The organism is Allobosea sp., from assembly GCF_017308075.1.
Lineage (GTDB): Bacteria > Pseudomonadota > Alphaproteobacteria > Rhizobiales > Beijerinckiaceae > Allobosea.
The window spans coordinates 245,612-269,194 of the sequence record NZ_JAFKFX010000024.1 but is presented as its reverse complement, the minus strand read 5'-3'; the positions used below and the strand labels follow the sequence as shown (position 1 = coordinate 269,194).

Below are 23,583 nucleotides of genomic sequence, written 5' to 3'. Positions count from 1 at the left end.
CGCTTTCGCATCGCGCCGGAGGGGACAGAACCAGGGCCGCGCGGCGGTGGCCCGACGGCTCCAGGCCGCCGGCCGGCAGCCCTTCTCCGGCCTTCGGGGCTTGCGGAAGATCATCGCGACGGCATCGCGGCGATGATGGAGATCTCGAGCTGGGCGCCGCCCTGCAGCGTAGCCTGGACGCAGGCGCGGGCCGGCTCGCACCTGGCGACGAGCCAGCTGTTCCACGCCTCGTTGAATGCGGCGACGTCGCGATTGACGTCGTGCATCCAGATGGTCGCCGAGAGCAGCCGGCTCTTGTCGGTGCCGGCCGCCGCGAGCCGCTCGTCGATCTGCGTCAGCGCCTGCCGGGTCTGATCGGCGATCGTCACGCTGTTGTCGGCCGGAACCACGCCGGAAACATAGGCGACGCCGTTGAAGACGACCGTGTCGGACCGATGCTTGAGGCCCTTGGGGTTGAGATAGGTCGGTTCCATGGGAGCTCCGCTCGGTTGGATGCGCTAGGTTTCGGTAGCAGGCACCGCAGAGAAGGCGATCCGACCGAACTGGCCGAAGGTCGTCGGTCCCTTGGTATGGCTCGCCGCTGCACCGAGTTCGACGAAGCCTGACATCGCATCGCTCGCACAGTTCTCGGCGACGAAACGGAAGCTCACCGTATTGCCCTCGACCATGTGGAAGGCCTGAAGCTCGAAGCCGTTCTCGGTCATGACGCCGCTGGCCGCGACCTCGCCGAAGGGCGTGAGGTGCTGGCCCTCCAGCCTGCCACCTTCGCGCCGCAGCCTCAGCTGATGGACGGCGGGCCGGACGGCGAAGTCCAGCGTGACGGTCCATTGGCCGGAGATCTCGACCTCGATCGGCGGCGGGGCGGCCGCCGGCTGCCGTGCTGCCGTCAGCGCAACCTGCAGCGCGTCGCCGACCAGATCGATCTGCTCGTCGCCCAGGGCGAACGGGCTGATCATGGTCGAGTGCTCGCTGCCGCCGTAATCGTCGATCAGGATGCGCGGGCGCCGTTCGAGCAGCTCGCGTCGCAGCTCGCGGAAGGTCAGGTTCGGCTGCGCTTCGCTCCAGTCGATCTTCAGCCGCGGAATGCCGCCGGCCAGCGCGGAAATGTCGAGCTTGAGCCCGGGGATCGCTGCGAGCCGATCGCGCAGCGTCTGGACGCGCAGCCGCCATTGCCGGCGCTCGGCCTCGAGGTCGCGTGCGAACCACTGCTCCACCGCCGCGACCGCGCCTACCATCTCTTCCTTGGCGATCTTCATCGCGCGGCCGAAGCTCTGATGGGGCGGGCCGTTGAACCATGCCGCCTGCACGAGCGGCTTGCGCCCGAGCAGCAGGCCGGCCGCAGCAGGGCCGCGGATCAGCTTGCCGATGCTGTAGACGGCCAGATCGGCCCCGCGCGACGTCCAGTGTTCCGGGCAGGCGAGCGGCTCCGACGCGGCGTCGACGAGGATCGGCACTCCGGCCTTTCGGGCCAGCGGTAAAATCTCGTCGAATTTCAGGGAGGAACTGGCGTCGCGCTCGCCGAAGAGCAGGATCATGACGACATGGCGCCTTCCCAACGCCTCGGCGAGTTCCGCCACATCCGAAACTTCGATGATGCGCGCGCCGGCGAGGCGCACGCTCTGATCATAGGCGAAGCGCTGGCCCTTCGGCGTCAGCACCACCCGCTCCTCGTTATGGAAGGGTTGCGGCAGCCGCAGCATCCGCAGCGGGTCATTGGCGGCGATGCAGGCTGCCGTGCCGAGGGCCAGACCACCGGCCGACCCGGCCGAGACGACTCCCCATTCGGCGCCGGTGAGTTCGGAGAGACGGCGGCCGACGGCGTCGCCTAGCTCCGACATCAGGACATAGTCGCGCGAGGCGCTGTCGATAGCCTCGCGCACCGGGTCGCTCATGATGCTGCTGCCGTAGAACGAGCGCGACGCGCCGCAGTTCACGACCGGTTCGATTCCGAGCTTCTGAAATACCGACATGGCTGTCTCGTTCCGCGGCACAGGTCTAGGCCGCCCGCGCAAAGCGGGTCGGGCTGAAGGGGGAAAGGTCGCTCGGCTGGATGCGCTTCGCCAGGAGGTCGGCGATCAGCTTTCCGGTGGTGCCACCGAGCGTGAGGCCGGAATGGTTGTGGCCGAAGGCGAAGATGATGTTCGGATTGGCTGGCACGGGACCGAGCAGGGGCAGGCTGTCCGGCGTCGACGGCCGGTGCCCCATCCACAGGCTGTGCCCGGCCTCGTTCAACCCCGGCAGCAAATGCCTCGCGAGCGGCAGCAAGCGCATCGCGCGCTCGTAATTCGGAGGCGCGCCGACCCGGGCCAGCTCGGAGGAGCCGACGATCCGGACCTTGCCGTCAATCGGCGACAGCGCGAACTTGTACTCGCCCGACACGACGGTCCGGTTCAGCGCAACGCCCGGCTCCGGCAACATGACATGATAGCCGCGCTCGGAATCGAGCTGCACCGCGATGCCGAGCTTTCTCGCCCAGGGCTTCGAGAAGGCGCCGAAGGCGAGGACGACCATCTCGGAGACGATTTCCCCGCCCTCCGTCGTGATCGCGACCGGGCCGCCCGGGTGCAGGGCGATATCGGTGACTTTCGCCTTGATGAAGTGGCCGCCATTATCAGTGAAGTTTCGCGCGAGCGCGGCGACGAAGCGCTGCGGATTCACGGTCTGGTAGCAGTCCGGCAGGAACAGACCGTGCCGGACGCTGCGCGCGAGGCCAGGCTCCATTTGCCGGACTGCGTCCGCATCGAGTTCGTCGACCCGTACGCCATGGGCCCGTCTGATGGCGAAGTTCGCAGCCTTGGCGTTCTCGAAGGTCGCGTCGGTTTCGAAGACGTGGAGCTCGCCGCTCGGCCGCACCATCGACTGGATGCCGGCGGCTTCGATCAGGGGGCGGTAGTCCTCATAGGCGCGCGGAACCAGGCTGGAGAGCGCGCGGGCATTCGCCTCGACCCGTGCAGGCTGCGCCTCCCGCAGGAAGCGCAGCAGATAGGGCGCCAGCGAGCCGAGATGGCGCCAGCGGATATGCAATGGCTGGTTCTTGTCGAGCAGCATGCGCGGCACTGCGCCGACGATGCCGGGGGTCGCGACCGGCACGACGCTGGCGCATTGGATCAGCCCCGCATTGCCATAGGAACATCCGCTTCCGGGTTCGTCCTGGTCGATCAGGACGACGTCACGGCCGTCACGCTGGAGATAGAGCGCCACCGACACGCCGATCGCCCCGGCCCCCAGCACCGCAATCGTGCCGCGATGCGTCATGGCCGGTCCTCGGTGCGGAGCGCTCTACCGCCGTCGCGAGACGGCCGGCGAATCCAGCCCAATCGGATACGCGGTGGCCAGCCGGACGGGGCCCGGCCCGGCATCCCCACGCTGCATCGGCGTCCTTCGAATGGGCTCAAGACGATCCTCCAGGCCAGCTTGCCCGAGGATTAGACCGTGATGCACTCTCCTAAAAAAGCGATATTTTTGACGCCTGACTGATGCATTAAAGTAATCAATTAGCCTTCCGCAGGGGGCGCAAAATCATGCTGTTGCCGCGCCATCTCGGCGATGCGCGCGCAGATTGGCGCCATCCGGTCGTTGCGATAGGCGGCGACGAAGCGCAGCGAAGGCGGAGGCGGCGTGGTCCAGATGATCCTGAGCGCGCCGCTGGCGACCTGCGGCAGGAAATAATTCGTCGGCAGGCAGGCCATGCCGAAGCCCGCCTTGGCGAGCTCGGCCACGGCTGAGGTGTGATTGCAGATGATCGTGCGGTTGATCGAAACGTTGTGCTCGTTGAACCAGGCCGCCAGCAGATCGTAGATCGACGACTTCTCCGACTGGATCAGCACCGGAAACTCGACGATCCGCTCGATCGGCAGCATGTCGGGTCCAGCATAGAGGGAATGGCTGCACATCCATGACGTCGCGACGTCGCCGAGCGGGACATAGGGGAGGTCGAGCTCCCCGCGAAGGCGCGGGGTCAAGACAAGGTCGAGGCTTCGGTCCCGCAGACCGCTGAACAAGGTCCAGGCGTCGTCGATCACCGGCTCGAGGACCACCTTCGGATAGGCTTCCTTGATCGCCGAAACCAGCTTGGGCAGCCAGCTCACCGCGATCATCTCGGTAGCTCCGAACTTGAAGCGCCCGGCGAACTGATCGGGGCTCCGCGCCAGCTGCCGGATCTCGTCCTGAAGATGAAGGCTCTGATCGACGAGGCCGATGATGCTGCGGCCGGTGGGCGTGAGTTCGACATGCCGCGTGGTACGGTCGAAGATCTCGCGTCCGAGGATCGTCTCGCATTCCTGGACACGCTTCGAGGCGGTCGATTGCGAGATGTTCAGATGGCGGGCTGCGGCATGGAACGTCCCGAGCTTGTTGACCCAGTAGATCGCCTCCATCTGCTTGTGCGAGATCATGCGCCGTTCCTTTTCGGCATCAGTCGAAAATCCTCATTGGTAGGGCGTATCTTCCCCCGATCCGTCAAGAACAGTTCTGCACGCTGCGCGCTTGCCGCGTTCTTCCAGCTTGCCGGCGGCTTTAGCGAGCGCGGAAAGCCCAAGACCTGACCCCTTGTCTCACTCGACGTGTCGCTCGAGGAGCCGACTCCATAGGCCGGCAACTCTGATCGACTGCACAGTGCCTTTATGATCGTAGCCCATTGTCGTGCTGATCTGCGTGCGGGCCGCAGCCTTCAGCACATCGGCTGGATCCGCGCCGGCTCCGAAAGATTCGGATATGGCTCCCGCCCGACGGTCCATATTCCACAGACCCTTCGGCCAGCCGGTCGCGTCTGCGAGCTTTCGGAGCTGCCTAGAAAATGCTCTCGCCGATATGGCTGCTTGAAGCTGATTGCGATTATCGCGTCGCGGAGATCAAAGCCGACTGGAGCCCGTATTAGCCCCGGATTCCTGCGGGGCGAATCTGGCCATCGGCGAACAAATGCGGGGGGCTTTGTACAAGTTTCGTACAGGCGCGGCGCAGGCAGAGGCTGTATGTTCCCGGCCTGTTCAGGGCAGGAGCCGGCTTCTCAGCCTCGGCAGGAGGGCTCTGGAGACCTCTCGAACGACCCAAGCTTTGATAATAAACGACCTGGGCCGTGGTGAGCGGGGAGGGGATCGAACCCTCGACCACATGATTAAAAGTCACGTGCTCTACCACTGAGCTACCCGCCCTCACCGGGCGCTGAATAGGGAGCGACGGCTTTCCGGTCAACATTGTTCGCAGGCTTTCCTCATGGCAGAAGCGCCGCAGAGATTTTCGAGGTCGCCATCGCGCATGTTCCAGACGTCCCAGTCCACGCATTTTCCGGCCGCAACCGCGTCCCCGCGGCCCTTGCGGACGAGATGCGCCCGGAGCGCCTGAAGTTATGGAAAATCGCGATAGCCGCCGCTGGACGGGCTGGATCAAGGCGTTTTCGCTGGCTGCGCTCGGAGTTTCCGGCGCGCTTTTCGGCTTCGTCGCCCTGCTCGATCCTTATGGCGTGCGAGTCGAGGCAGGCGAGTCGCCGCGCCCGCTGATGGATCTCAATCAGCGCTTCATGTACCCGCAGCTGGTGCGGTCCGGCGCCTTCGATTCCGCGATCATCGGAACCTCGACCATCCGGCTGCTCGACCCGGCGATTCTGTCGCAGGGCCTGCAGGCACGGTTCGTCAATCTCGGCATGAACGCGGCGACCCCATGGGAGCAGGTGCAGATCGCCGCACTGTTCGCGCGCAAGACCGCGGCGCCCAAGCTCGTGATCTGGGGCATCGACCTGCCCTGGTGCGAGGCCGATGCGACGAGCGAGGCGCGCAAGCTGACACCGCGGCCGTTTCCGCCCTGGCTCTATGACGACAGCGGCTGGAACGACTGGGCAAAGCAGCTCAATTTCACCACGCTCGAGATCGCCGTCAGGCTCGCCGGGAATCGTTTCGGCCTGGTACCGCCGCGGATCCGCGGCGACGGCTACGAGGTCTTCACGCCGCCGGAGGCGAGCTATGATCTCGACCGCGCCCGCTTCCACCTCTACCGCGGCAGCCAGGGCAAGGCGCCCGAGATTGCGCCGCTGACGCCGCCCGAGGCGGTCACGCCGGAACAGCGGGCGACATGGCGTTTTCCGGCGCTGGCCTGGCTCGATCAGGCCCTGGCGGTCTTTCCGTCGCAGACCAGGCGCATCCTTGTCCTGCCTCCGATCCATGGCGGCGCATTGCCTCGCGAGGGCACTGCCGCCCATCAGCGGGAACTCGCCTGCAAGGCGCAGATCGGCGCGATCGCGGCCCGGCACGGGGCGGTCGTCGCCGACTACGCCCATGTCTCGCCCCTGACCCGCGAGGATGCCAATTACTGGGATCCGGCACATTACCGACTGCCGATCGCCCGCCGGATCGAGGCCGATCTGATCGCACTCGGCAAGGGTGAGCCTGCGCCGGAGGATCCGGCCTTGCGGGTGTCGGCGCCCATTCGTTAACGCGCCATAAACCAAGCCGTTCTAGCGTCACGCCATGGTCATTCGTCGCGGCGTCCGCTCCATCCTGATCGCTCTGGCGCTCTACCTCGTGTCGGGCGCGGTCGTCGGCTATTTCCTGTTCCACGCCCAGCATGGCGCGCGCGGCCTCGAGGCGCTCGGCGGCCTGCGCGAGAAGCTCGGCGAGATGGAGGTCGAGATCGCCGCCCTGACGGCCGAGAGGCAAGGCTGGGAAAAGCGCCTCAGCCTGATGCGCGACCAAGCCGTCGATCGCGATCTTCTGGAGGAGCGTGGGCGCGCTGTGCTCGGCCGCATCCACCGTAACGATGTCGTGGTGATGGGGCGTTGAGCCGGCTCAGAGGGTAGCGATAGTCGCAAAAAGATCGATTAACCGATATCAAGTTAATCGTCGATACTCAAAATATATCAACACACTAGCTCATGTTGCAGTGCGAGATGTCCATCTCGCCAAGGCTTTTGCGTTCCTCTACAACCGAAGCAGTTGAGCTTCGGAGGACTGCTTATGGCCATTGCCGCGCGTAAGACGAAGGCAGGCGATTCTGCCAAGGTGGCCGGAAAGACCCCGGCGAAGACCGCCACGCGGGGCAAAAGCGAGAGCAAGGCGATCTCCAACATCCCTGTCTTCGACAAGGAAGAAGAGCTGCACGCCTATCGCGAGATGCTGCTGATCCGCCGCTTCGAGGAGAAGGCCGGCCAGATGTACGGCATGGGCCTGATCGGCGGCTTCTGCCATCTCTATATCGGCCAGGAAGCCGTGGTGATCGGCATGCAGATGGCCTCGAAAGAGGGTGACCAGATCATCACCGGCTATCGCGACCACGGCCATATGCTGGCCTGCGGCATGGAATCGCGCGGTGTGATGGCGGAGCTGACCGGCCGGCGCGGCGGCTATTCGCGCGGCAAGGGCGGCTCGATGCACATGTTCAGCCGCGAGAAGAACTTCTATGGCGGCCACGGCATCGTCGGCGCCCAGGTCTCGCTCGGCGCCGGTCTCGGCTTCGCCAACTGGTACCGGCAGGACGGGCGAGTATCGATGGCCTATTTCGGCGACGGCGCCGCCAATCAGGGCCAGGTCTACGAGAGCTTCAACATGGCGCAGCTCTGGAAGCTGCCGGTCGTCTTCGTGATCGAGAACAACCGCTACGCCATGGGCACCTCGGTCAATCGTGCTTCGGCCCAGACCGATTTCTCGCGCCGCGGTGTCTCCTTCGGCATTCCCGGCGAGCAGGTCGACGGTATGGACGTCCGGGCGGTGCGCGCCGCCGGCCAGCGCGCCATCGATCATGCCCGCTCCGGAAAGGGGCCCTACATCCTCGAAATGCAGACCTACCGCTATCGCGGCCATTCGATGTCCGACCCGGCGAAGTACCGCTCCAAGGACGAAGTCCAGCGCATGCGCGAGGAGCACGATCCGATCGAGCAGGTGCGCGGCCGCCTGACGCGTGAGCACAAGGTCGGCGAGGATGAGTTCAAGGCGATCGACGCCAAGGTGCGCGAGATCGTCAACGACGCGGCCGAGTTCGCGACGCATGATCCCGAGCCGGACGTCTCGGAGCTCTTCACCGACATTCTGCTGGAGCCGGCGCAGGCCTGACCGGCGCTGCGCTCCCAAATCGCATTTTTCAGCCCAACGGGCTTTCCAGAAATCCAGGTGCGTTCATGCCGATCGACATTCTCATGCCTGCGCTGTCGCCGACCATGGAGCAGGGCAAGCTCGCAAAATGGCTGAAGGCCGAGGGCGACAGGGTCAAGGCCGGTGACATCATCGCCGAGATCGAGACCGACAAGGCGACCATGGAGGTCGAGGCGGTCGATGAGGGCGTCCTTGCCAAGATCCTGGTCGCCGACGGCACTGAGAACGTCGCGGTGAATACGCCGATCGGCGTGATCGCCGCCGACGGCGAGGACGTGAACGCCGCAGCGAGCGGCGCCGCGAAGGCGCCCCCCGCGCCGCAGGCGGCGGAGGCTCCCGCACCGGTAGCGCCGGCCGAAGCGCCCGCTGCTCCGGCCGCGGCGCCGAGCGTTCCGGCTCAGGCGAAGGCCTATGACGCCGCGTCGGAATTCCCGGCCGGCGCCGAAATCGTCACGATGACGGTGCGCGAGGCCCTGCGCGATGCCATGGCCGAGGAAATGCGCCGTGACGCCGACGTCTTCGTCATGGGCGAGGAAGTCGCCGAGTACCAGGGCGCCTACAAGGTCACGCAGGGGCTGCTGCAGGAGTTCGGCGCGCGCCGCGTGATCGACACGCCGATCACCGAGCATGGCTTCGCCGGCATCGGCGTCGGCGCCGCCCTGACGGGGCTGAAGCCGATCGTCGAGTTCATGACCTTCAACTTCGCCATGCAGGCGATCGACCAGATCATCAACTCGGCCGCCAAGACGCTCTACATGTCCGGCGGCCAGATGGGTTGCCCGATCGTCTTCCGCGGCCCGAACGGCGCGGCCGCCCGCGTCGCCGCCCAGCACAGCCATGACTATGCCGCCTGGTATTCGAACGTGCCGGGGCTCAAGGTGGTGATGCCCTACAGCGCCTCGGATGCGAAGGGCCTGCTGAAGAGCGCGATCCGCGATCCCAACCCGATCATCTTCCTCGAGAACGAGATTCTCTACGGGCGCTCCTTCGAGGTGCCGAAGGGCGACGACTTCCTGGTGCCGATCGGCAAGGCCAAGGTGGTGCGCCCGGGGACGGACGTGACCATCGTCTCCTTCGGCATCGGCATGACCTATGCGCTCGGCGCCGCCGAGGCCTTGGCCAAGGAAGGCATCGAGGCCGAGGTTATCGACCTCCGCACCATCCGGCCGATGGACATCGAGACGGTCATCGCCTCGGTGCAGAAGACCAATCGCTGCGTCGCGGTCGAGGAGGGCTTCCCGCAATCCGGCGTCACCGCCGAGATCGGCATGAAGATCATGGAGGCGGCCTTCGACTATCTCGATGCGCCGGTCGCCCGTGTCACCGGCAAGGATGTGCCGATGCCCTACGCCGCCAATCTCGAGAAGCTCGCGCTTCCGAATGTCGGCGAGGTCGTCGCGGCGGCCAAGGCCGTCTGCTACAGGGCCTGACGCGTGCAGCTGACGATCGGAGCCATGATCGCTTCGGTCGCCCTCGCTTTGCTCGGGGGGCTGGCGGCCTATGCCTATGTCCAGCCCAAGCGCCGGCTGGCGCCACGCCCGCTGGTTGCCCGTGATCTCGCTCTGGCGAGGCTCAGCCTGCATCGCGTCGACCTTATTTCTTTCGTGCTGGCGGCGGCCGGCGTCCTGACACTCATCCCTGAATCGGTTCAGGCCTTCGCGCCCGAGCTGATAGGGGGACGGACACTCGCCGGCACCGCGCTCGAACGTCTCGACTATATCGCCTTCGTTCTCGTCTCCCTCAGCTTCGGCATGGGCACCGTCCGCCGTATGCTGCTCATCGCATTGGAAAAAGCGAGCCTCCAGCCATGCCCGTGAACATCCTGATGCCCGCGCTGTCTCCGACCATGGAGAAGGGCAACCTCGCCAAGTGGCTCAAGAAGGAGGGCGACAAGATCAAGGCCGGCGACATCATCGCCGAGATCGAGACCGACAAGGCGACCATGGAGGTCGAGGCGGTCGACGAGGGCGTGCTGGCGAAGATCGTCGTGCCGGAAGGCACCGCGGATGTCGCGGTGAACGAGGTCATCGGCGTGATCGCCGGCGAGGGCGAGGATGCCAAGAGCGTCTCGGCGCCGAGCGCCGCTCCGGCCAAGGCCGAGCCGGCTCCGAAGGCCGAGGCCAAGGCGGCCACGCCGGCTCCGGCAGTGTCCGCTCCGGCCGCAGCTGCGGCTGCCCCCGCTCCGGCTGCGGCGCCTGCCGCTCAGGCCCAGGCAGCGGCCTCAGGCGAGCGGGCCTTCGCCTCGCCGCTGGCGCGCCGCCTCGCCAAGGAAGCAGGGATCGATCTCGGCAAGGTCCAGGGCTCCGGCCCGCATGGCCGCATCGTCGAGAAGGATATCGAAGCCGCCAAGCAAGGCGGGGCTAAGGCCGCCCCGGCCGCAGCCGCCGCTGCGCCTGCCGCAGCGAAGCCCGCTTCCGCGCCGCTCGCGGCCGGTCCGTCGGACGATCAGGTCAAGAAGCTGTTCGCGCCGGGCTCCTATGAGGAGATCCCGCATGACGGCATGCGCAAGACGATCGCGCGCCGCCTGACCGAGGCCAAGCAGACCATCCCGCATTTCTACGTGACCCTCGACTGCGAGCTCGACGCGCTCCTGAAGCTGCGGGCCGAGCTCAATGCGGCGGCGCCGGAGAAGGACGGCAAGCCGGCCTATAAGCTCTCGGTCAACGATATGGTGATCAAGGCCCTGGCGCTGGCGCTCAAGGCGGTGCCGGACGCCAACGTCTCCTGGACCGAAGGCACGATGCTCAAGCACAAGCATACCGATGTCGGCGTCGCGGTTTCGATCCCGGGCGGTCTGATCACGCCGATCATCCGAGACGCCTGCCACAAGACGCTCTCCCAGATCTCCAACGAGATGAAGGACATGGCGGCACGGGCCAAGGCACGCAAGCTGAAGCCGGAGGAGTATCAGGGCGGCACGACGGCGGTCTCCAATCTCGGCATGTTCGGCGTCAAGGACTTCGCCGCGGTGGTGAACCCGCCGCATGCGACGATCCTGGCGGTCGGCGCCGGCGAACAGCGCGCCGTGGTCAAGGGCGGCCAGCTCGCGGTCGCGACGATCATGTCGGTGACGCTCTCGACCGATCACCGCGCCGTCGACGGCGCGCTCGGCGCCGAGCTGCTCCAGGCCTTCAAGGGCTATATCGAGAAGCCGATGGCGATGCTGGTGTGAGGTAGCCATGACCCGTCAGGCGCGCATCCTCGCCTTCGGCGACTCCCTGACCTGGGGGCGCATCGCCAACCGGCCGGAGCGGCATGGCGACGATGTGCGCTGGCCGCGCGTGCTGGAGAAGGCGCTCGGCGGCTACGCCACGGTGATCGAGGAGGGGCTGAACGGGCGGCGGATCGCATTGGAAGACCCGCTGCGGCCCTATCGCTCGGGCATCTCGCTGCTGCCGCTGTTCATCGAGTGCCATGCGCCGCTCGATCTCGTCATCCTGATGCTCGGCACCAATGACTGCCAGCGCCAGCATTCGCTGGCGCCCTATGACGTGGCCCGCTCGATGCGGATGCTGGCCCAGGTGGCGCAGCGCCCGCCGGTCGAGCCCGGCATGCCGGTGCCGGAGGTGCTGATCGTCTCGCCGCCGGTGGTGCGTATGCCCGACGATCCCGAGCATGAAGCCAACTTCTTCATGGAGGGCGCTCCGGAGAAGATGGCGCTGCTGGCGAAATATTATCGGCGCATCGCCGATGAGATCGGTGCTCATTTCTTCGACGCGGCGGTGGTCGCGAGCGTGACCGGCGAAGACGGCATCCATCTTGACGCCGACAACACCCGCGCCATCGGACAGGCGCTTGCGCCGGTCGTCGACGGGCTGCTCGGCCTGCCGCTGCCGGCGCGTGGGCCGGCGCTGCGGATCACCGGTCCGTAAAGGGAATTACCGGGGCCTTGCCCCGCAACGTCAACGCCTCCCGAAAATGGGAGGACAGAGCCGAGGTGCCTTCCATGGCTGACTACGACATCATCATCATCGGCTCCGGCCCGGGCGGCTACATCGCGGCGATCCGCGCGGCGCAGCTCGGCTTCAAGACGGCGATCGTCGAGCGCGAGCATCTCGCCGGCATCTGCTCGAACTGGGGCTGCATCCCGACCAAGGCGCTGCTGCGCTCGGCCGAGATCCTGCATTACGGCCAGCACGCCAAGGATTACGGGCTGACGCTGGAAGGCACGTTCAAGGCCGATCTCGAAGCCGTGGTGAAGCGTTCGCGCGGCATCGCCGCCCGGATGAACAACGGCGTCCAGTTCCTGATGAAGAAGAACAAGGTCGACGTGATCTGGGGCGAGGCCAAGCTCACCAAGGCCAACACCATCGTGGTCGCGCCGACCAAGAAGCCGGCGATGCAGCCGCAGGTGCCGCCGCCGAAGAACGCCAAGGGCGAGGGCACCTACACCGCCGACCACATCATCGTCGCGACCGGCGCCCGGCCGCGCGTGCTGCCGGGGCTGGAGCCGGACGGCAAGCTGATCTGGACCTATTTCGAGGCGCTGGTGCCGCCGACCATGCCAAAATCGCTGGTCGTGATGGGCTCGGGCGCGATCGGCATCGAGTTCGCTTCGTTCTATCGCACGCTCGGCGCCGAGGTGACGGTCGTCGAGGTGATGCCGCAGGTCGTCCCGGTCGAGGATGCCGAGATCGGCGCCTTCGCGCGGAAAGCCTTCGAGAAGCAGGGCATGAAGATCCTGACCTCGACCAAGGTCACCAAGGTCGAGAAGGGGGCGAACTCCGTCACCGCCCATATCGAGGACGACAAGGGCAATAAGCAGACGATCACCGCCGAGCGGATGATCTCGGCCGTCGGCGTCGTCGCCAATGTCGAGAATCTCGGGCTGGAAGCGCTCGGCGTGAAGCTCGATCGCGGCGTGATCGCGATCGACGGGCTCTGCCGGACCAATGTGAAGGGCGTCTATGCGATCGGCGACGTCGCCGGCCCGCCGATGTTGGCGCACAAGGCGGAGCATGAGGCGGTGATCTGCGTCGAAGCGATCAAGGGCCTGCATCCGCACCCGATGGACAAGACGATGATCCCGGGCTGCACCTATTGCCACCCGCAGATCGCCAGCGTCGGCCTGACCGAGGCCAAGGCGAAGGAAGCCGGGCACCAGCTCAAGGTCGGCCGCTTCAACTTCGTCGCCAACGGCAAAGCGGTGGCGCTCGGCGAGGACTCGGGCATGGTCAAGACGATCTTCGACGCCAAGACCGGCAAGCTGCTCGGCGCTCATATGGTCGGGCCCGAGGTCACCGAACTGATCCAGGGCTTCGTCGTCGCGATGAACCTCGAGACCACCGAGGAAGAGCTGATGCACACCATCTTCCCGCATCCGACCCTGTCGGAGACGATGAAGGAGGCCGTGCTCGACGCCTATGGCAAGGTGCTCAACGCCTGAGCGGCGGGGCTAACGCAGCTCGATCCTGATCCCGACGCCGATGAAGTTCGAACCGGACTTCTTCGGCGCGATCAGGCCGAAGACACCGGACCGGTGATGCAGCCGGGTGACGAAGGAGACGCCCGGCGCAGAGGCGTGCGAGAACTCCGCCTCGAAGGCGAGATAGTTCAGCACCCGCGACGGCCGGACGTCGACGGCCCCCTCGAAGCGCGGCCGCTCGGATGCGACCGACAGGCCTTCGGCGATGGCGAGATTGGCTTCGAGCCCGCCGCCGAGCGGGATTTGCCCGGTGCGGAACATCAGTGCCAGCGTGCCCTCCCAATGGCTCTGGCCGCCGAAATGCTTGAGAACCTGCCCTTCCAGCTCGATGCGGTTGCCGCGGAAAGCGAAATCGGTGAAGGGCAGCGGGATCGAGAAAGAGGGCACGATCACCCGCGACAGTCCGACGCCGGCGAAATTCGTGTCCGAGAAGCTCAGATTGCCGGTGACGGCGCGGCTGGGCACGTCGAGAAGATCGGTGTTGACCCAGCGACTGACATATCCGGTCGCATGCCAGCGCCGCTCCGTTTCGCGCTCCGAGGCGATTGATACAGGGGCGCCGCCGAAGGCGGCAGCAAGGAAGCCCCCCGTCATCAGCACGCCCGAACGGCGTGGACGGGTTCTGCCTTCAGGTGCGAGAGCGCCTTCGCAACAGGGCATGGCCGGCGTCGTCCTCCACGCTGCCGCAGAGCCAGAGCCTCCAGTCCAAGCGGCTAGATCACCGCGCGTCCGTTCGGACGCGGTCACGGTGATCTATGCCATTGTTATCGAATCGGAATTTTCCGAAAAGTGGATTCCACTTTTCGGCCCGATGCCATAGCGAACTCCCAAAACACTGCTCCGTCAACCGCAGCCGCCCGAAAGGCCTGGTTTGGAAGCGTCTTTGGCGCGCGGGCGGTTGTTTCCCGGCTGCTCCCGTCTATTCTCCATGGCCGCGACGCATTTCCGGGGGATCTGCGTCGAACGGGTACAAGGTCGATCGCTTCCGGAGGTTTCCGATGGATATGCGTGCAATCCTCGTCGCCATCGTCATCGGCCTCGTCGCCGGATGGCTCGCCAGTATCGTGGTCGGCGGCGGAGGCCTTATCCGCTACATCGTCACCGGCCTGATCGGTGCCTTCGTCGGCAGCTTCCTGCTCGGCGCCCTCGGCATCAATCTCGGCATCGGCAATCCGCTGATCTCGCAGATCGTCACCGCGACGATCGGCGCGATCGTCGTCGTGCTGCTGGCCCGGCTGATCGCCTGAGCGCTTTCCTCTGGAAACCGGCGAGCGCGATGGGCATATCGCTGCGATGACGACGACACGCACGCGCAAACCCCGCGGTCCCGGCCGGATCATCGAGGACGACAAGGTCGAGATCCTGCCGCCGAAGCGGGGCCTTGCGGTCGACTGGCGCCGGCTTTTGCCGCCCGTCGCCTTCGGTACGGCGGCCGGCTTCATCGCCAGCCTGGTGGTCGGTGGCGGCGGCTTCCTGCGCCATGCCGTGGTCGGCCTGCTCGGCATGCTGGTCGGGCAGGGTATCGTGCGCGTCACCGCCTGGCGGATCTCGACGGGTTCCCGCTTCGCCGACGACATGGCCACGGCGGTGATCGGGGCGATCCTGGTGGTGCTGCTGGCGCGCTTCATCGCCTGAGGCGGAACCGGCCGGCGCCGCCGGCGTTGTTCGCTCGGTCGCGGGGGATTGCGACCGGCGAGGGCAGGGGGGACTAGCATGAACAACGAGATCGTCGCCGCGCTCGGCACGCCGGGCTACGGCTTCTTCATGACGTTGCTGATCGGCATCGTCGCCGGCTGGATCGCCGAGCGCGTCACCTCTTCCGATCATGGGCTCTTCACCAACATGATCGTCGGAGTCGCCGGCTCCTTCGTCGGCAGCCGGCTTGCGGATCTGCTGGAGATCCCGGTCTACGGCTTCTGGCGCACGCTGACCGCCGCGATCGCCGGCGCCTGCCTGCTGATCGTGGTCTGGCGCGCCCTGCGCAACTGAGTCACGCGGCGGGGCGGGTTGCCCGCGCGCGCCATCGGGATTAGCTAGACGGCGAGGCCGCCTTCTCCTGCGGCCGCAGGAAACGGACCCATCCATGGCCGTCGTGCTCGACCTTCTGAACCGCGACCCGCGTCCCAATATCGGCAATCCGAAGGCCGAGGCGAAGCCGGGCGAAGTCCGCCATCCCGAAAAGCAGAAGCGCGCGGAGAATCCGATCCTGCGCAAGCCGGACTGGATCCGGGTCAAGGCGCCGGGCTCGCCGAAATGGGCCGAGACCCAGAAGATCGTGAAGGCCGAGAAGCTCGTCACCGTCTGCGAGGAGGCCGGCTGCCCCAATATCGGCGAGTGCTGGGAAAAGAAGCACGCCACCTTCATGATCATGGGCGACACCTGCACGCGGGCCTGCGCCTTCTGCAACGTCAAGACCGGCGTACCCGAGGCGCTCGACCATGAGGAGCCGCGCAAGATTGCCGAGGCCGTCGCCAAGCTCGGGCTCGAGCATGTCGTCATCACCTCGGTCGACCGCGACGATCTCAATGATGGCGGCGCCGAGCATTTCGCTCGCGTGATCCGCGCGATCCGCGAGACCTCGCCGACGACGACCATCGAGATCCTGACGCCCGATTTCCTACGCAAGCCCGGCGCGCTCGAAGTCGTGGTCGCGGCCAAGCCCGACGTCTTCAACCACAATCTAGAAACGGTTCCGGGCAGGTATCTGACGGTGCGCCCCGGCGCCCGCTATTTCCATTCGCTGCGGCTGCTGCAGCGGGTGAAGGAGCTCGACCCGACCATCTTCACCAAGTCCGGCATCATGGTCGGCCTCGGAGAGGAGCGGAACGAGGTTCTCCAGCTGATGGACGATCTCCGCTCCGCCGAGGTCGACTTCATCACCATCGGCCAGTATCTGGCGCCGTCGCGCAAGCACCATGCTGTGATCCGCTTCGTCACCCCCGACGAATTCAAGAGCTTCGAGACCATCGCCTATGTGAAAGGCTTCCTGATGGTCTCCGCGACGCCGCTGACCCGCTCTTCGCATCACGCGGGCGAGGATTTCGCCAAATTGCGGGCGGCGCGCGCCGCGAAGACGGGCGCCTGAGAGCGGCTCTCCGATGCCGATGTTCAACAGCACCAGGCGGGTGAAGCACTCGCCCGCCGAGATGTTCGCTCTCGTCGCCGACGTCGAGAAGTATCCGCAATTCCTGCCGCTCTGCGAGGGGCTGGTGGTGCGTCGGCGAACGCCGCGCGAGGGCGGAGGCGAGGTGCTGCTCGCCGACATGACCGTCGGCTACAAGGCGATCCGCGAGACCTTCACCAGCCGGGTGACGCTCGATCCGGCCAATCTGAAGATCCTGGTCGAATATGTCGACGGGCCGTTCCGTTATCTCGAGAACCGCTGGAGCTTCCGACCGGCCGAGAAGGGCTCGGAGGTGGTGTTCTTCATCTCCTACGAATTCGCCAGCCGCATGCTCGGCCTGCTGATGGGCGCGATGTTCGACAAGGCCTTCCGCAAATTCGCCGAGGCGTTCGAGCGCCGGGCCGACGCCGTCTATGGTGCCGGGGTGCCTCTCGCTTCAGGCTGAGGTCAGCGAGGCCTCGCGCAGCAGGTCGAGCGCCTCAAGCACGCTGAGGCGGCGGATTTCGTCGCGCCCGAGCGCGCCGAAGCGCTTTTCGCGGTGCAGGGTTTGGCCGGCGCCGGCGCAGGCGAAATGGACGAGTCCGACCGGCTTCTCCTCGCTGCCGCCATCGGGGCCGGCGACGCCGGTGATGGAGACGGCGAGGCGGGCGGAGAGCCGTTCCCTTCCACCTTCGGCCATCGCCCGCGCCACCGGCTCGCTGACCGCGCCATGTCGCAGGATCAGCTCGGCAGGGACGTTGGCAAGCGTGGTCTTGGCCTCGTTCGAATAGGTGACGAGGCCTCCCAGGACCACGCTCGACGAGCCGGCGATCGCGGTCAGGGCGCCGCAGACGAGCCCGCCGGTGCAGGATTCCACCGTCGCGACAGTGATGCCGCGCTCGCGCGAGATGTTCAGGAGCTCGGCAGCCAGCGAACGGGTCTCGAGGTCGAACATGCTCTCACTCCGGTTCCGGCAGACGGATGCTGGCGCAGGCCTGTGCCGCGAGTCCCTCGCCGCGCCCGGTGAAGCCCAGGCGCTCCGAGGTCGTGGCCTTGACCCCGACCTGGTCGAGCCGCAGGCCGGCGATCGCGGCGATGCGGGCACGGATCGCATCGCGATGCGGGCCGAGCTTCGGCGCCTCGCAGATGATCGTCAGATCGAGATGGTCGATCTTCCCGCCGCGCGCTGCGACGCGCTCTGCCGCGAAGGCGAGGAAGCGGTCGGAGGAGGCGCCGCGCCATTGCGGGTCGCTCGGCGGGAAATGGCTGCCGATATCGCCATCGGCAAGGGCGCCGAGCAGCGCATCGGTCAGGGCATGCAGGCCGACATCGCCGTCGGAATGCGCGGTGACGCCACGCGAATGAGGAATGCTGACGCCGCCGATCCAGACATGGTCGCCATCGGCGAAGGCGTGCACATCGTAGCCGGTTCCGATTCGGGGCACGAGATTGCGCCCCAGCCGCAGCTCGGCGGCAGTGAAGTCTTCGGGATGGGTGAGCTTCAGGTTCATCGGGTCTCCAGCGAAGGTCGCGACCTCGTGGCCGGCCCATTCCATCAGGGCGGAATCGTCTGTGAAGCCGTGAGCGCCTGCCGCGAAGGCCGCTTCGTGCGCGGCGAGCAGGGGCGCGAAGGCGAAGGCCTGCGGCGTTTGCACCGAGACGAGGCGATCGCGCGGCGGGGTCTCGACGATGCGGCCGTCGGCATCGAGCCGCTTCACCGTATCGGTCAGGGCGAGGGCGGGGACGGCAGCCTGCGTCTTGCGGGCGGCGATGAGTGCCCTGTGGACCAGTTCGGGCGAGACGAGGGCGCGGGCGGCGTCGTGCACCAGCACGGCTCCGGCGAAGCCTGCCTCGGACAGCGCCTTCAGCCCGGCCCGGACCGAAGCCTGGCGGGTTTCGCCGCCATGGGTCGGCGGCAGCAGGCGCGCGCGCTCGGCTTCGCCCAGTTCCGCTACGGCATTGCGATAGCGCGCATCATCCCTGGCGCCGATCACCACCAGAACGGGGCCGATGCGGGCTTCGGCCAGGAAGGGCGCGAGCGCACGGCAGAGCACGGGCTGGCCGCCGAGACGGCGGTATTGCTTGGGCGCTTCGGCGCCGGCGCGCAGGCCGCGGCCGGCGGCGACGATCAGGGCGGCTACGGCCATGGTCATGAATGCGTCGGAAGCTCCGGATTCTGCTGGTGCTGGGTGATAGGCCGCGCAGCGCCGATAGCCAAGCGGCCTGCCGGTCCGATGGTCTGTGCCGACCTTGCTGCACATCGAAAATGCAGTCGCGGCCATCGGCGTGCGACCATGGTGCAATGCAGCATTGTCGAGAATTCCCTTGCGCAGCGCAGCAGATGTCCAATAAATCACCATAATGGAATCTGCCTCAAAATCAGGCGATGCGGTTGCGGCCATCGGCGGGCTGATGCCGACCGCCCGTGCCTTCCTCGCGCCGATGTCGGGCGTGACCGATGTGGTCATGCGCCGGATCAGCGCGCGCTTCGGCGCCGGCCTGGTCGTTTCAGAGATGATCGCCTCGGACGAGCTGGTGCGGGGCAGCGAGGAAGCGCGCCTGCGGGCCGAGGGCTCGGGCGTGACGCCGCATGTGGTGCAGCTCGCCGGCTGCGAGGCGCGCTGGCTCGCCGAAGCGGCGCAGGTCGCCGAAGCCTCGGGAGCCGAGATCGTCGACATCAATATGGGCTGCCCGGCCAAGAAGGTCGTCGGAGGCTGGGCCGGCTCGGCGCTGATGCGCGATCTCGACCATGCGATCGGGTTGGTCGAGGCCGTGGTCGCGGCCGTGAAGGTGCCCGTCACCGTCAAGATGCGGCTGGGTTGGGACGATGCCTCGCGCAATGCGCCTGAGCTCGCACGGCGTGCCGTCGCGGCCGGGGCTGCGGCGATCACCGTGCATGGCCGCACGCGCCAGCAATTCTACAAGGGCGTCGCCGATTGGGCGGCGATCGCGCCGGTACGCGCCGCAGGTGCCTTTCCGCTGGTGGCCAATGGAGACATCGCGACCGCGGCGCAGGCGCGCGACTGCCTCGAACAGTCCGGCGCCGATTATGTGATGATCGGCCGTGCCGCGCTGGGACGTCCCTGGCTGCCCGGCCAGATCGGCGCGATGCTCGCCGGACGCGAGCCCGAGGCGATCGCCGTCGAGACCAAGGCCGAATTGGCGCGCGAGCATTATGAGGGCCTGCTGTCGCTGATGGGGCGGGAGGTCGGCGTCCGCCATGCCCGCAAGCATCTGGCCGCCTATGCCGACGAGGCGCTGGCCTGCGGGCTCGAGCCCGATGAGCAGGCCCGGCGCGAGCTCCTGACCACGGTCGAGCCGTCCCGCGCGCTCGCGGCGCTCGGCCGTCTGTTTTCGACCGAGCGCCTCGGCGCAGCCGCCTGAACCACAGGGGAAACCGCGTATGACCATGGCGATATTCGGCGAAAGCAGAGAGACGCCGGGCGGCGCATTGTTCGATTCTCTCGAGATCCAGGCGCTCAATGTGCTGCCGATGCCGGTCGTCGTGGTCGGGGAGGAGCATGCCGTGCTCTATGCCAATACGGCAGCCGAGGATTTCTTCCAGGCCAGCGCCGTGGTGCTGAAGCGCCAGCGGCTCCAGGATCTGATCGCCTTCGGTTCGCCGGTCCTGGCCCTCGTCGACGAGGTTCAGCGGCGCGGCGCCGGCGTCAGCGAGTATCGGCTCGAACTCGGCTCGCCCCGGCTCGGGCTCGACCGGATCGTCGATGTCTTCGCCTCGCCGCTGCCGGGGCAGCCGGAAGCGGTGGTGCTTCTGCTGCAAGAACGGACAATTGCCGAAAAAATGGACAGGCAGTTGACGCATCGCGGAGCAGCCCGCTCGATCACCGCGCTCGGCGCGATGCTGGCGCATGAGATCAAGAACCCGCTCTCCGGCATTCGCGGCGCAGCGCAACTCCTCGAGACCTCGGTGCCGGATGAAGACCGGTTGCTGACGCAGCTGATCTGCGACGAGGCCGACCGGATCGTGAAGCTGGTCGAGCGCGTCGAATTGTTCGGCGACGAGCGGCCGAGCGAGCGCGGCCCGGTCAACGTCCATGACGTGCTCGACCATGTGAAGCGGCTGGCGCAGTCGGGCTTCGCACGGCATATCCGTTTCAGTGAGGCCTATGACCCGTCTCTGCCGCCGGTCTCCGGCAGCCGCGATCAGCTCGTCCAGGTGCTGCTCAATCTGGTCAAGAACGCCGCCGAAGCGATCGGCTCCGATGCGATCGACGGCGAGATCACGCTGACCACAGCCTATCGGCCGGGCATCCGCATGCAGGCGCCGGGATCGCATGCGCGGCTTGCTCTGCCGCTGGAGATCGGCGTGCGCGACAACGGCCCGGGCGTCCCTGCCGATCTGCACGCCCATCTGTTCGATCCCTTCGTCACCACCAAGGCTCAGGGCAGTGGCCTTGGACTTGCACTCGTCGCCAAGGTGATCGGCGATCACGGCGGAATCGTCGAGTGCGAGTCCGTGCCGCGACGTACGACATTTCGGATCCGACTGCCCCTGCACGAAGCGCGCGAGCGTCAGGCAGGCTAAGCGCCACCAGGAAGCAGAGCTGCATGCCGACGGGTAACATTCTCATCGCGGATGACGACGCCGCCATCCGCACGGTCCTCAACCAGGCGCTCGCTCGCGCCGGCTACGAGGTCAGAACCACCGGACAGGCGGCAACCTTGTGGACCTGGGCGGCCCAGGGGCTCGGCGACCTGATCATCACCGACGTCGTCATGCCCGACGGCAACGCTTTCGATCTGCTGCCGCGGATCAAGCGGGTTCGGCCCGAGCTGCCGATCATCGTGATGAGCGCGCAGAACACCTTCATGACCGCGATCAAGGCCTCCGAGCGCGGCGCCTATGAATATCTGCCCAAGCCTTTCGACCTGAAGGAACTGGTCGCGATCGTCGGCCGCGCCCTGTCGCGCCCGCGCGGCGAGGTTGGGCGCGGGCACGCGGCTGAGCCCGACGACATCCCGCTGATCGGCCGCTCGCCGGCCATGCAGGACGTCTACCGCGCGCTGGCACGGCTGATGCCGATCGACCTCACCGTGATGATCAACGGCGAATCCGGGACCGGCAAGGAGCTGGTGGCGCGGGCGCTCCACGATTACGGCAAGCGCCGCAACGGGCCCTTCGTCGCGATCAACATGGCGGCGATCCCGAAGGACCTGATCGAGTCCGAGCTGTTCGGCCATGAGAAGGGCGCCTTCACCGGGGCGCTGACCCGCTCCTCCGGGCGCTTCGAGCAGGCCGAGGGCGGCACGCTCTTCCTCGACGAGATCGGCGATATGCCGATGGAGGCCCAGACGCGGCTGCTGCGCGTACTCCAGCAGGGCGAATACACCACGGTCGGGGGGCGCACGCCGATCAAGACCAATGTCCGCATCGTCGCCGCGACCAACAAGGATCTGCGCATCTCGATCGCGCATGGGCTGTTCCGCGAGGATCTGTTTTTCCGGCTGAACGTCGTGCCGATCCGCCTGCCGCCGCTGCGCGAGCGGGTCGAGGACGTGCCGGACCTCGTCCGCCATTTCTTCGGCCTGGTCGAGAAGGAAGGCCTGCCGCGCAAGCAGATCGATTCCGAGGCGATGGACGTGATGCGGCGCTATCGCTGGCCGGGCAATGTCCGCGAGCTGGAAAACCTCGTCCGGCGGCTGGCGGCACTCTATCCGCAGGAGACGATCACGGCCCCGATCGTCGAGGCGGAGCTGCAACCTGCCGCGGCGACGCCGAACTATGCCGGCGCCGGCGGCGGGCCGGAGCGCGCGGAGACGCTTTCAGGCTCGATGGAGCGTCATCTCACCCAGTATTTTTCGGGTTTCGGCGATCATGTCCCGCCTCCGGGGCTCTATCACCGTATCCTGCGCGAGATCGAGCCGCCTTTGATCGCGGCGGCGCTGGCGGCGACCCGCGGCAACCAGATCCGGGCCGCCGAGCTGCTCGGCCTCAACCGCAATACCCTGCGCAAGAAGATCCGCGAGCTCGACATGCAGGTGGTGCGCTCGCCGCGTTGAGGCTGCGGGCGAAAGTGATGGAGCATTTTTCGAGCGAACAGGGTGGCGCTTGGCGCACAGAAGGCGCTCCAAGCCAGTCACTTCGCAGCCGACTGCGTTACGAGCCCCTGCATGGCGATCGGCTGGATCGATATCTTGCCGACGAACGGCCTGTCATGTGCCAGGACCACGAAATAGGCCGCGGCGGCGACCAGCACATAGATCTGCGATGCCAGGATCTGCATGCGGAAGGTGTGGCTGTGGCAGATAATGATCAATAGCAGAGTCGCCGTCGATATCAGCCACATCGCGCTCCATTGCGCCCATGTCGTCCCAGCCCGGGAGGCTGCGAGGCGGGCGAGCCGGGCGTGCCGGATCTCCAGCAATTGACCGAGCAGCGGTGAATAGCTCGTCCCGTCGCCCAGCGCGCGATTCTGCCGGGCGATCAGGTCGATCGCGCCAAGCAGGTGCTTTTCCGACTGATCGTAGACCTTGTCGTCGAGCGGCGTGCTCCTGGCCATGGCTGGCCAGTCCGTCGCGATGACCTCCTTGAGATAGGCTTGCAGACCACCGTTCAACCGGATCTGCACCTCGTCCGGCAAGCCGGCCGAAACGACCAAGGCGTTCTCGACGGCATCGGCCTCGCGCTGAACCGCAGTGCGGGCGGAGACGGCGTCGTTCCAGATGCCGGCCGCCGAGAAGGCGACGATCAGGGCAAAGAGCGCGCCGCAGGCATTGATGAGGGAATCGCGAATCGGCAGCGGCTCGCTCAACCGGTAGCCCATGCGCGGCACGGCGAACCGGACGAAGCCGATTAGCAGCCAGCAGATCGCAGTGCTGATCGACCAGACGACCAGGAACATCGCGGCCAACGGTAGTTGATGGAAGGCGATGAGCATGATGGCCTCTGGGATCCGTCTTATGCACAGGCTAGAGACAGTCTGCGAGGGGGTATAGAGCCCTATCCGGGCTTCAACAGA

At 66.6% G+C, this 23,583-nt stretch carries 24 protein-coding genes and 1 tRNA gene; 16 read left to right on the top strand and 9 right to left on the bottom strand.

Annotation, left to right across the window (positions count from 1 at the left end):
- Positions 1 to 110: 110 nt before the first annotated feature.
- The 5 genes from J0J10_RS04560 to J0J10_RS04540 all read right to left on the bottom strand — a co-directional run bounded on the left by J0J10_RS04560 (position 111) and on the right by J0J10_RS04540 (position 5,150).
- Complete coding sequence (locus J0J10_RS04560) at positions 111 to 473, bottom strand: RidA family protein (RefSeq protein WP_291645462.1); 363 nt, start codon at positions 471 to 473, stop codon at positions 111 to 113.
- Between the two features lie 24 nt (positions 474 to 497).
- Positions 498 to 1,970: a hypothetical protein gene (locus J0J10_RS04555; RefSeq protein ID WP_291645461.1), complete on the bottom strand. Its 1,473-nt coding sequence runs from the start codon at positions 1,968 to 1,970 to the stop codon at positions 498 to 500.
- A gap of 25 nt (positions 1,971 to 1,995) precedes the next feature.
- The gene (locus tag J0J10_RS04550; RefSeq protein WP_291645460.1) at positions 1,996 to 3,255 is read right to left on the bottom strand and encodes an NAD(P)/FAD-dependent oxidoreductase; all 1,260 of its coding nucleotides are present in this window, start codon (positions 3,253 to 3,255) and stop codon (positions 1,996 to 1,998) included.
- A 239-nt stretch (positions 3,256 to 3,494) separates the two neighbouring features.
- Positions 3,495 to 4,394: a LysR family transcriptional regulator gene (locus J0J10_RS04545; RefSeq protein ID WP_291645459.1), complete on the bottom strand. Its 900-nt coding sequence runs from the start codon at positions 4,392 to 4,394 to the stop codon at positions 3,495 to 3,497.
- 681 nt (positions 4,395 to 5,075) lie between these two features.
- Positions 5,076 to 5,150: transfer RNA gene (locus tag J0J10_RS04540), tRNA-Lys, on the bottom strand.
- Between the two features lie 194 nt (positions 5,151 to 5,344).
- Here J0J10_RS04540 and J0J10_RS04535 point away from each other — a divergent pair.
- The 8 genes from J0J10_RS04535 (at position 5,345) to lpdA (ending at position 13,461) form a co-directional block, all read left to right on the top strand.
- Positions 5,345 to 6,424, top strand: coding sequence for a hypothetical protein (locus J0J10_RS04535; RefSeq protein ID WP_291645458.1), 1,080 nt, complete (start codon positions 5,345 to 5,347; stop codon positions 6,422 to 6,424).
- Positions 6,425 to 6,458: 34 nt separating this feature from the next.
- Positions 6,459 to 6,770, top strand: a complete 312-nt coding sequence (locus tag J0J10_RS04530; RefSeq protein WP_291642354.1) for a septum formation initiator family protein — start codon at positions 6,459 to 6,461, stop codon at positions 6,768 to 6,770.
- Between the two features lie 174 nt (positions 6,771 to 6,944).
- Positions 6,945 to 8,036: a pyruvate dehydrogenase (acetyl-transferring) E1 component subunit alpha gene (gene pdhA, locus J0J10_RS04525; RefSeq protein ID WP_291642356.1), complete on the top strand. Its 1,092-nt coding sequence runs from the start codon at positions 6,945 to 6,947 to the stop codon at positions 8,034 to 8,036.
- Between the two features lie 65 nt (positions 8,037 to 8,101).
- Entirely contained in the window at positions 8,102 to 9,505 is a 1,404-nt protein-coding gene (locus J0J10_RS04520) for a pyruvate dehydrogenase complex E1 component subunit beta (RefSeq protein ID WP_291645457.1), read from the top strand.
- 24 nt (positions 9,506 to 9,529) lie between these two features.
- The gene (locus tag J0J10_RS04515) at positions 9,530 to 9,892 is read left to right on the top strand and encodes a hypothetical protein (protein WP_291642359.1); all 363 of its coding nucleotides are present in this window, start codon (positions 9,530 to 9,532) and stop codon (positions 9,890 to 9,892) included.
- Complete coding sequence (locus J0J10_RS04510) at positions 9,883 to 11,247, top strand: pyruvate dehydrogenase complex dihydrolipoamide acetyltransferase (protein WP_291645456.1); 1,365 nt, start codon at positions 9,883 to 9,885, stop codon at positions 11,245 to 11,247. Before J0J10_RS04515 ends, J0J10_RS04510 begins: the two co-directional genes overlap by 10 nt.
- Positions 11,248 to 11,254: 7 nt before the next feature.
- Complete coding sequence (locus tag J0J10_RS04505) at positions 11,255 to 11,947, top strand: SGNH/GDSL hydrolase family protein (RefSeq protein WP_291641826.1); 693 nt, start codon at positions 11,255 to 11,257, stop codon at positions 11,945 to 11,947.
- A gap of 74 nt (positions 11,948 to 12,021) precedes the next feature.
- A complete protein-coding gene (gene lpdA, locus J0J10_RS04500; RefSeq protein WP_291645455.1) occupies positions 12,022 to 13,461 on the top strand; it encodes a dihydrolipoyl dehydrogenase in 1,440 nt (479 codons plus the stop codon).
- Positions 13,462 to 13,470: 9 nt separating this feature from the next.
- Here the strand turns inward: lpdA and J0J10_RS04495 are convergent, their stop codons facing one another.
- Positions 13,471 to 14,094: a hypothetical protein gene (locus J0J10_RS04495; protein WP_291645454.1), complete on the bottom strand. Its 624-nt coding sequence runs from the start codon at positions 14,092 to 14,094 to the stop codon at positions 13,471 to 13,473.
- A 404-nt stretch (positions 14,095 to 14,498) separates the two neighbouring features.
- On the opposite strand from J0J10_RS04495, the gene J0J10_RS04490 reads away from it, so the two are divergent.
- The 5 genes from J0J10_RS04490 (at position 14,499) to J0J10_RS04470 (ending at position 17,069) form a co-directional block, all read left to right on the top strand.
- The gene (locus tag J0J10_RS04490; RefSeq protein WP_291641832.1) at positions 14,499 to 14,747 is read left to right on the top strand and encodes a GlsB/YeaQ/YmgE family stress response membrane protein; all 249 of its coding nucleotides are present in this window, start codon (positions 14,499 to 14,501) and stop codon (positions 14,745 to 14,747) included.
- A gap of 46 nt (positions 14,748 to 14,793) precedes the next feature.
- Positions 14,794 to 15,135: a GlsB/YeaQ/YmgE family stress response membrane protein gene (locus J0J10_RS04485; RefSeq protein WP_291645453.1), complete on the top strand. Its 342-nt coding sequence runs from the start codon at positions 14,794 to 14,796 to the stop codon at positions 15,133 to 15,135.
- A 78-nt stretch (positions 15,136 to 15,213) separates the two neighbouring features.
- Positions 15,214 to 15,489: a GlsB/YeaQ/YmgE family stress response membrane protein gene (locus tag J0J10_RS04480; protein ID WP_291641836.1), complete on the top strand. Its 276-nt coding sequence runs from the start codon at positions 15,214 to 15,216 to the stop codon at positions 15,487 to 15,489.
- A gap of 94 nt (positions 15,490 to 15,583) precedes the next feature.
- On the top strand, positions 15,584 to 16,585 hold the full coding sequence (gene lipA, locus J0J10_RS04475) for a lipoyl synthase (protein WP_291645452.1): 1,002 nt from the start codon (positions 15,584 to 15,586) through the stop codon (positions 16,583 to 16,585).
- 13 nt (positions 16,586 to 16,598) lie between these two features.
- Positions 16,599 to 17,069, top strand: a complete 471-nt coding sequence (locus J0J10_RS04470) for a type II toxin-antitoxin system RatA family toxin (protein WP_291645451.1) — start codon at positions 16,599 to 16,601, stop codon at positions 17,067 to 17,069.
- On the opposite strand, the gene J0J10_RS04465 is transcribed toward J0J10_RS04470, so the two are convergent.
- Complete coding sequence (locus J0J10_RS04465) at positions 17,061 to 17,558, bottom strand: CinA family protein (RefSeq protein ID WP_291645450.1); 498 nt, start codon at positions 17,556 to 17,558, stop codon at positions 17,061 to 17,063. The two genes, J0J10_RS04470 and J0J10_RS04465, sit on opposite strands and share 9 nt — an antisense overlap.
- Positions 17,559 to 17,562: 4 nt before the next feature.
- Positions 17,563 to 18,750, bottom strand: coding sequence for a bifunctional 2-C-methyl-D-erythritol 4-phosphate cytidylyltransferase/2-C-methyl-D-erythritol 2,4-cyclodiphosphate synthase (locus J0J10_RS04460; RefSeq protein WP_291645610.1), 1,188 nt, complete (start codon positions 18,748 to 18,750; stop codon positions 17,563 to 17,565).
- 265 nt (positions 18,751 to 19,015) lie between these two features.
- On the opposite strand from J0J10_RS04460, the gene dusB reads away from it, so the two are divergent.
- The 3 genes from dusB to ntrC all read left to right on the top strand — a co-directional run bounded on the left by dusB (position 19,016) and on the right by ntrC (position 22,624).
- Complete coding sequence (gene dusB / locus J0J10_RS04455) at positions 19,016 to 19,987, top strand: tRNA dihydrouridine synthase DusB (RefSeq protein ID WP_291645449.1); 972 nt, start codon at positions 19,016 to 19,018, stop codon at positions 19,985 to 19,987.
- A 109-nt stretch (positions 19,988 to 20,096) separates the two neighbouring features.
- Entirely contained in the window at positions 20,097 to 21,149 is a 1,053-nt protein-coding gene (locus tag J0J10_RS04450; protein WP_291641862.1) for a two-component system sensor histidine kinase NtrB, read from the top strand.
- A gap of 23 nt (positions 21,150 to 21,172) precedes the next feature.
- Positions 21,173 to 22,624 carry a nitrogen regulation protein NR(I) gene (ntrC, locus tag J0J10_RS04445; RefSeq protein ID WP_291645448.1) on the top strand — a complete coding sequence of 484 codons (1,452 nt, stop codon included), beginning with the start codon at positions 21,173 to 21,175 and terminating at the stop codon, positions 22,622 to 22,624.
- A gap of 77 nt (positions 22,625 to 22,701) precedes the next feature.
- Here the strand turns inward: ntrC and J0J10_RS04440 are convergent, their stop codons facing one another.
- Positions 22,702 to 23,502: a bestrophin-like domain gene (locus J0J10_RS04440; RefSeq protein ID WP_291645447.1), complete on the bottom strand. Its 801-nt coding sequence runs from the start codon at positions 23,500 to 23,502 to the stop codon at positions 22,702 to 22,704.
- Positions 23,503 to 23,583: the final 81 nt, after the last annotated feature.

Excerpts from the sequence above, each read along its gene's own strand:
- J0J10_RS04490 (WP_291641832.1), top strand. The coding sequence starts at position 14,499 with ATGGATATGCGTGCAATCCTCGTCGCCATCGTCATCGGCCTCGTCGCC.
- J0J10_RS04545 (WP_291645459.1), bottom strand. The coding sequence starts at position 4,394 with ATGATCTCGCACAAGCAGATGGAGGCGATCTACTGGGTCAACAAGCTC.
- lpdA (WP_291645455.1), top strand. The coding sequence starts at position 12,022 with ATGGCTGACTACGACATCATCATCATCGGCTCCGGCCCGGGCGGCTAC.
- J0J10_RS04495 (WP_291645454.1), bottom strand. The coding sequence starts at position 14,094 with ATGACGGGGGGCTTCCTTGCTGCCGCCTTCGGCGGCGCCCCTGTATCA.
- dusB (WP_291645449.1), top strand. The coding sequence starts at position 19,016 with ATGCCGACCGCCCGTGCCTTCCTCGCGCCGATGTCGGGCGTGACCGAT.
- J0J10_RS04510 (WP_291645456.1), top strand. The coding sequence starts at position 9,883 with ATGCCCGTGAACATCCTGATGCCCGCGCTGTCTCCGACCATGGAGAAG.
- J0J10_RS04470 (WP_291645451.1), top strand. The coding sequence starts at position 16,599 with ATGCCGATGTTCAACAGCACCAGGCGGGTGAAGCACTCGCCCGCCGAG.
- J0J10_RS04480 (WP_291641836.1), top strand. The coding sequence starts at position 15,214 with ATGAACAACGAGATCGTCGCCGCGCTCGGCACGCCGGGCTACGGCTTC.
- J0J10_RS04515 (WP_291642359.1), top strand. The coding sequence starts at position 9,530 with ATGATCGCTTCGGTCGCCCTCGCTTTGCTCGGGGGGCTGGCGGCCTAT.
- J0J10_RS04485 (WP_291645453.1), top strand. The coding sequence starts at position 14,794 with ATGACGACGACACGCACGCGCAAACCCCGCGGTCCCGGCCGGATCATC.
- J0J10_RS04460 (WP_291645610.1), bottom strand. The coding sequence starts at position 18,750 with ATGGCCGTAGCCGCCCTGATCGTCGCCGCCGGCCGCGGCCTGCGCGCC.
- J0J10_RS04450 (WP_291641862.1), top strand. The coding sequence starts at position 20,097 with ATGCCGGTCGTCGTGGTCGGGGAGGAGCATGCCGTGCTCTATGCCAAT.
- J0J10_RS04555 (WP_291645461.1), bottom strand. The coding sequence starts at position 1,970 with ATGTCGGTATTTCAGAAGCTCGGAATCGAACCGGTCGTGAACTGCGGC.
- J0J10_RS04560 (WP_291645462.1), bottom strand. The coding sequence starts at position 473 with ATGGAACCGACCTATCTCAACCCCAAGGGCCTCAAGCATCGGTCCGAC.
- J0J10_RS04530 (WP_291642354.1), top strand. The coding sequence starts at position 6,459 with ATGGTCATTCGTCGCGGCGTCCGCTCCATCCTGATCGCTCTGGCGCTC.
- J0J10_RS04505 (WP_291641826.1), top strand. The coding sequence starts at position 11,255 with ATGACCCGTCAGGCGCGCATCCTCGCCTTCGGCGACTCCCTGACCTGG.
- J0J10_RS04550 (WP_291645460.1), bottom strand. The coding sequence starts at position 3,255 with ATGACGCATCGCGGCACGATTGCGGTGCTGGGGGCCGGGGCGATCGGC.
- J0J10_RS04465 (WP_291645450.1), bottom strand. The coding sequence starts at position 17,558 with ATGTTCGACCTCGAGACCCGTTCGCTGGCTGCCGAGCTCCTGAACATC.
- lipA (WP_291645452.1), top strand. The coding sequence starts at position 15,584 with ATGGCCGTCGTGCTCGACCTTCTGAACCGCGACCCGCGTCCCAATATC.
- J0J10_RS04535 (WP_291645458.1), top strand. The coding sequence starts at position 5,345 with ATGGAAAATCGCGATAGCCGCCGCTGGACGGGCTGGATCAAGGCGTTT.
- J0J10_RS04440 (WP_291645447.1), bottom strand. The coding sequence starts at position 23,502 with ATGCTCATCGCCTTCCATCAACTACCGTTGGCCGCGATGTTCCTGGTC.
- ntrC (WP_291645448.1), top strand. The coding sequence starts at position 21,173 with ATGCCGACGGGTAACATTCTCATCGCGGATGACGACGCCGCCATCCGC.
- pdhA (WP_291642356.1), top strand. The coding sequence starts at position 6,945 with ATGGCCATTGCCGCGCGTAAGACGAAGGCAGGCGATTCTGCCAAGGTG.
- J0J10_RS04520 (WP_291645457.1), top strand. The coding sequence starts at position 8,102 with ATGCCGATCGACATTCTCATGCCTGCGCTGTCGCCGACCATGGAGCAG.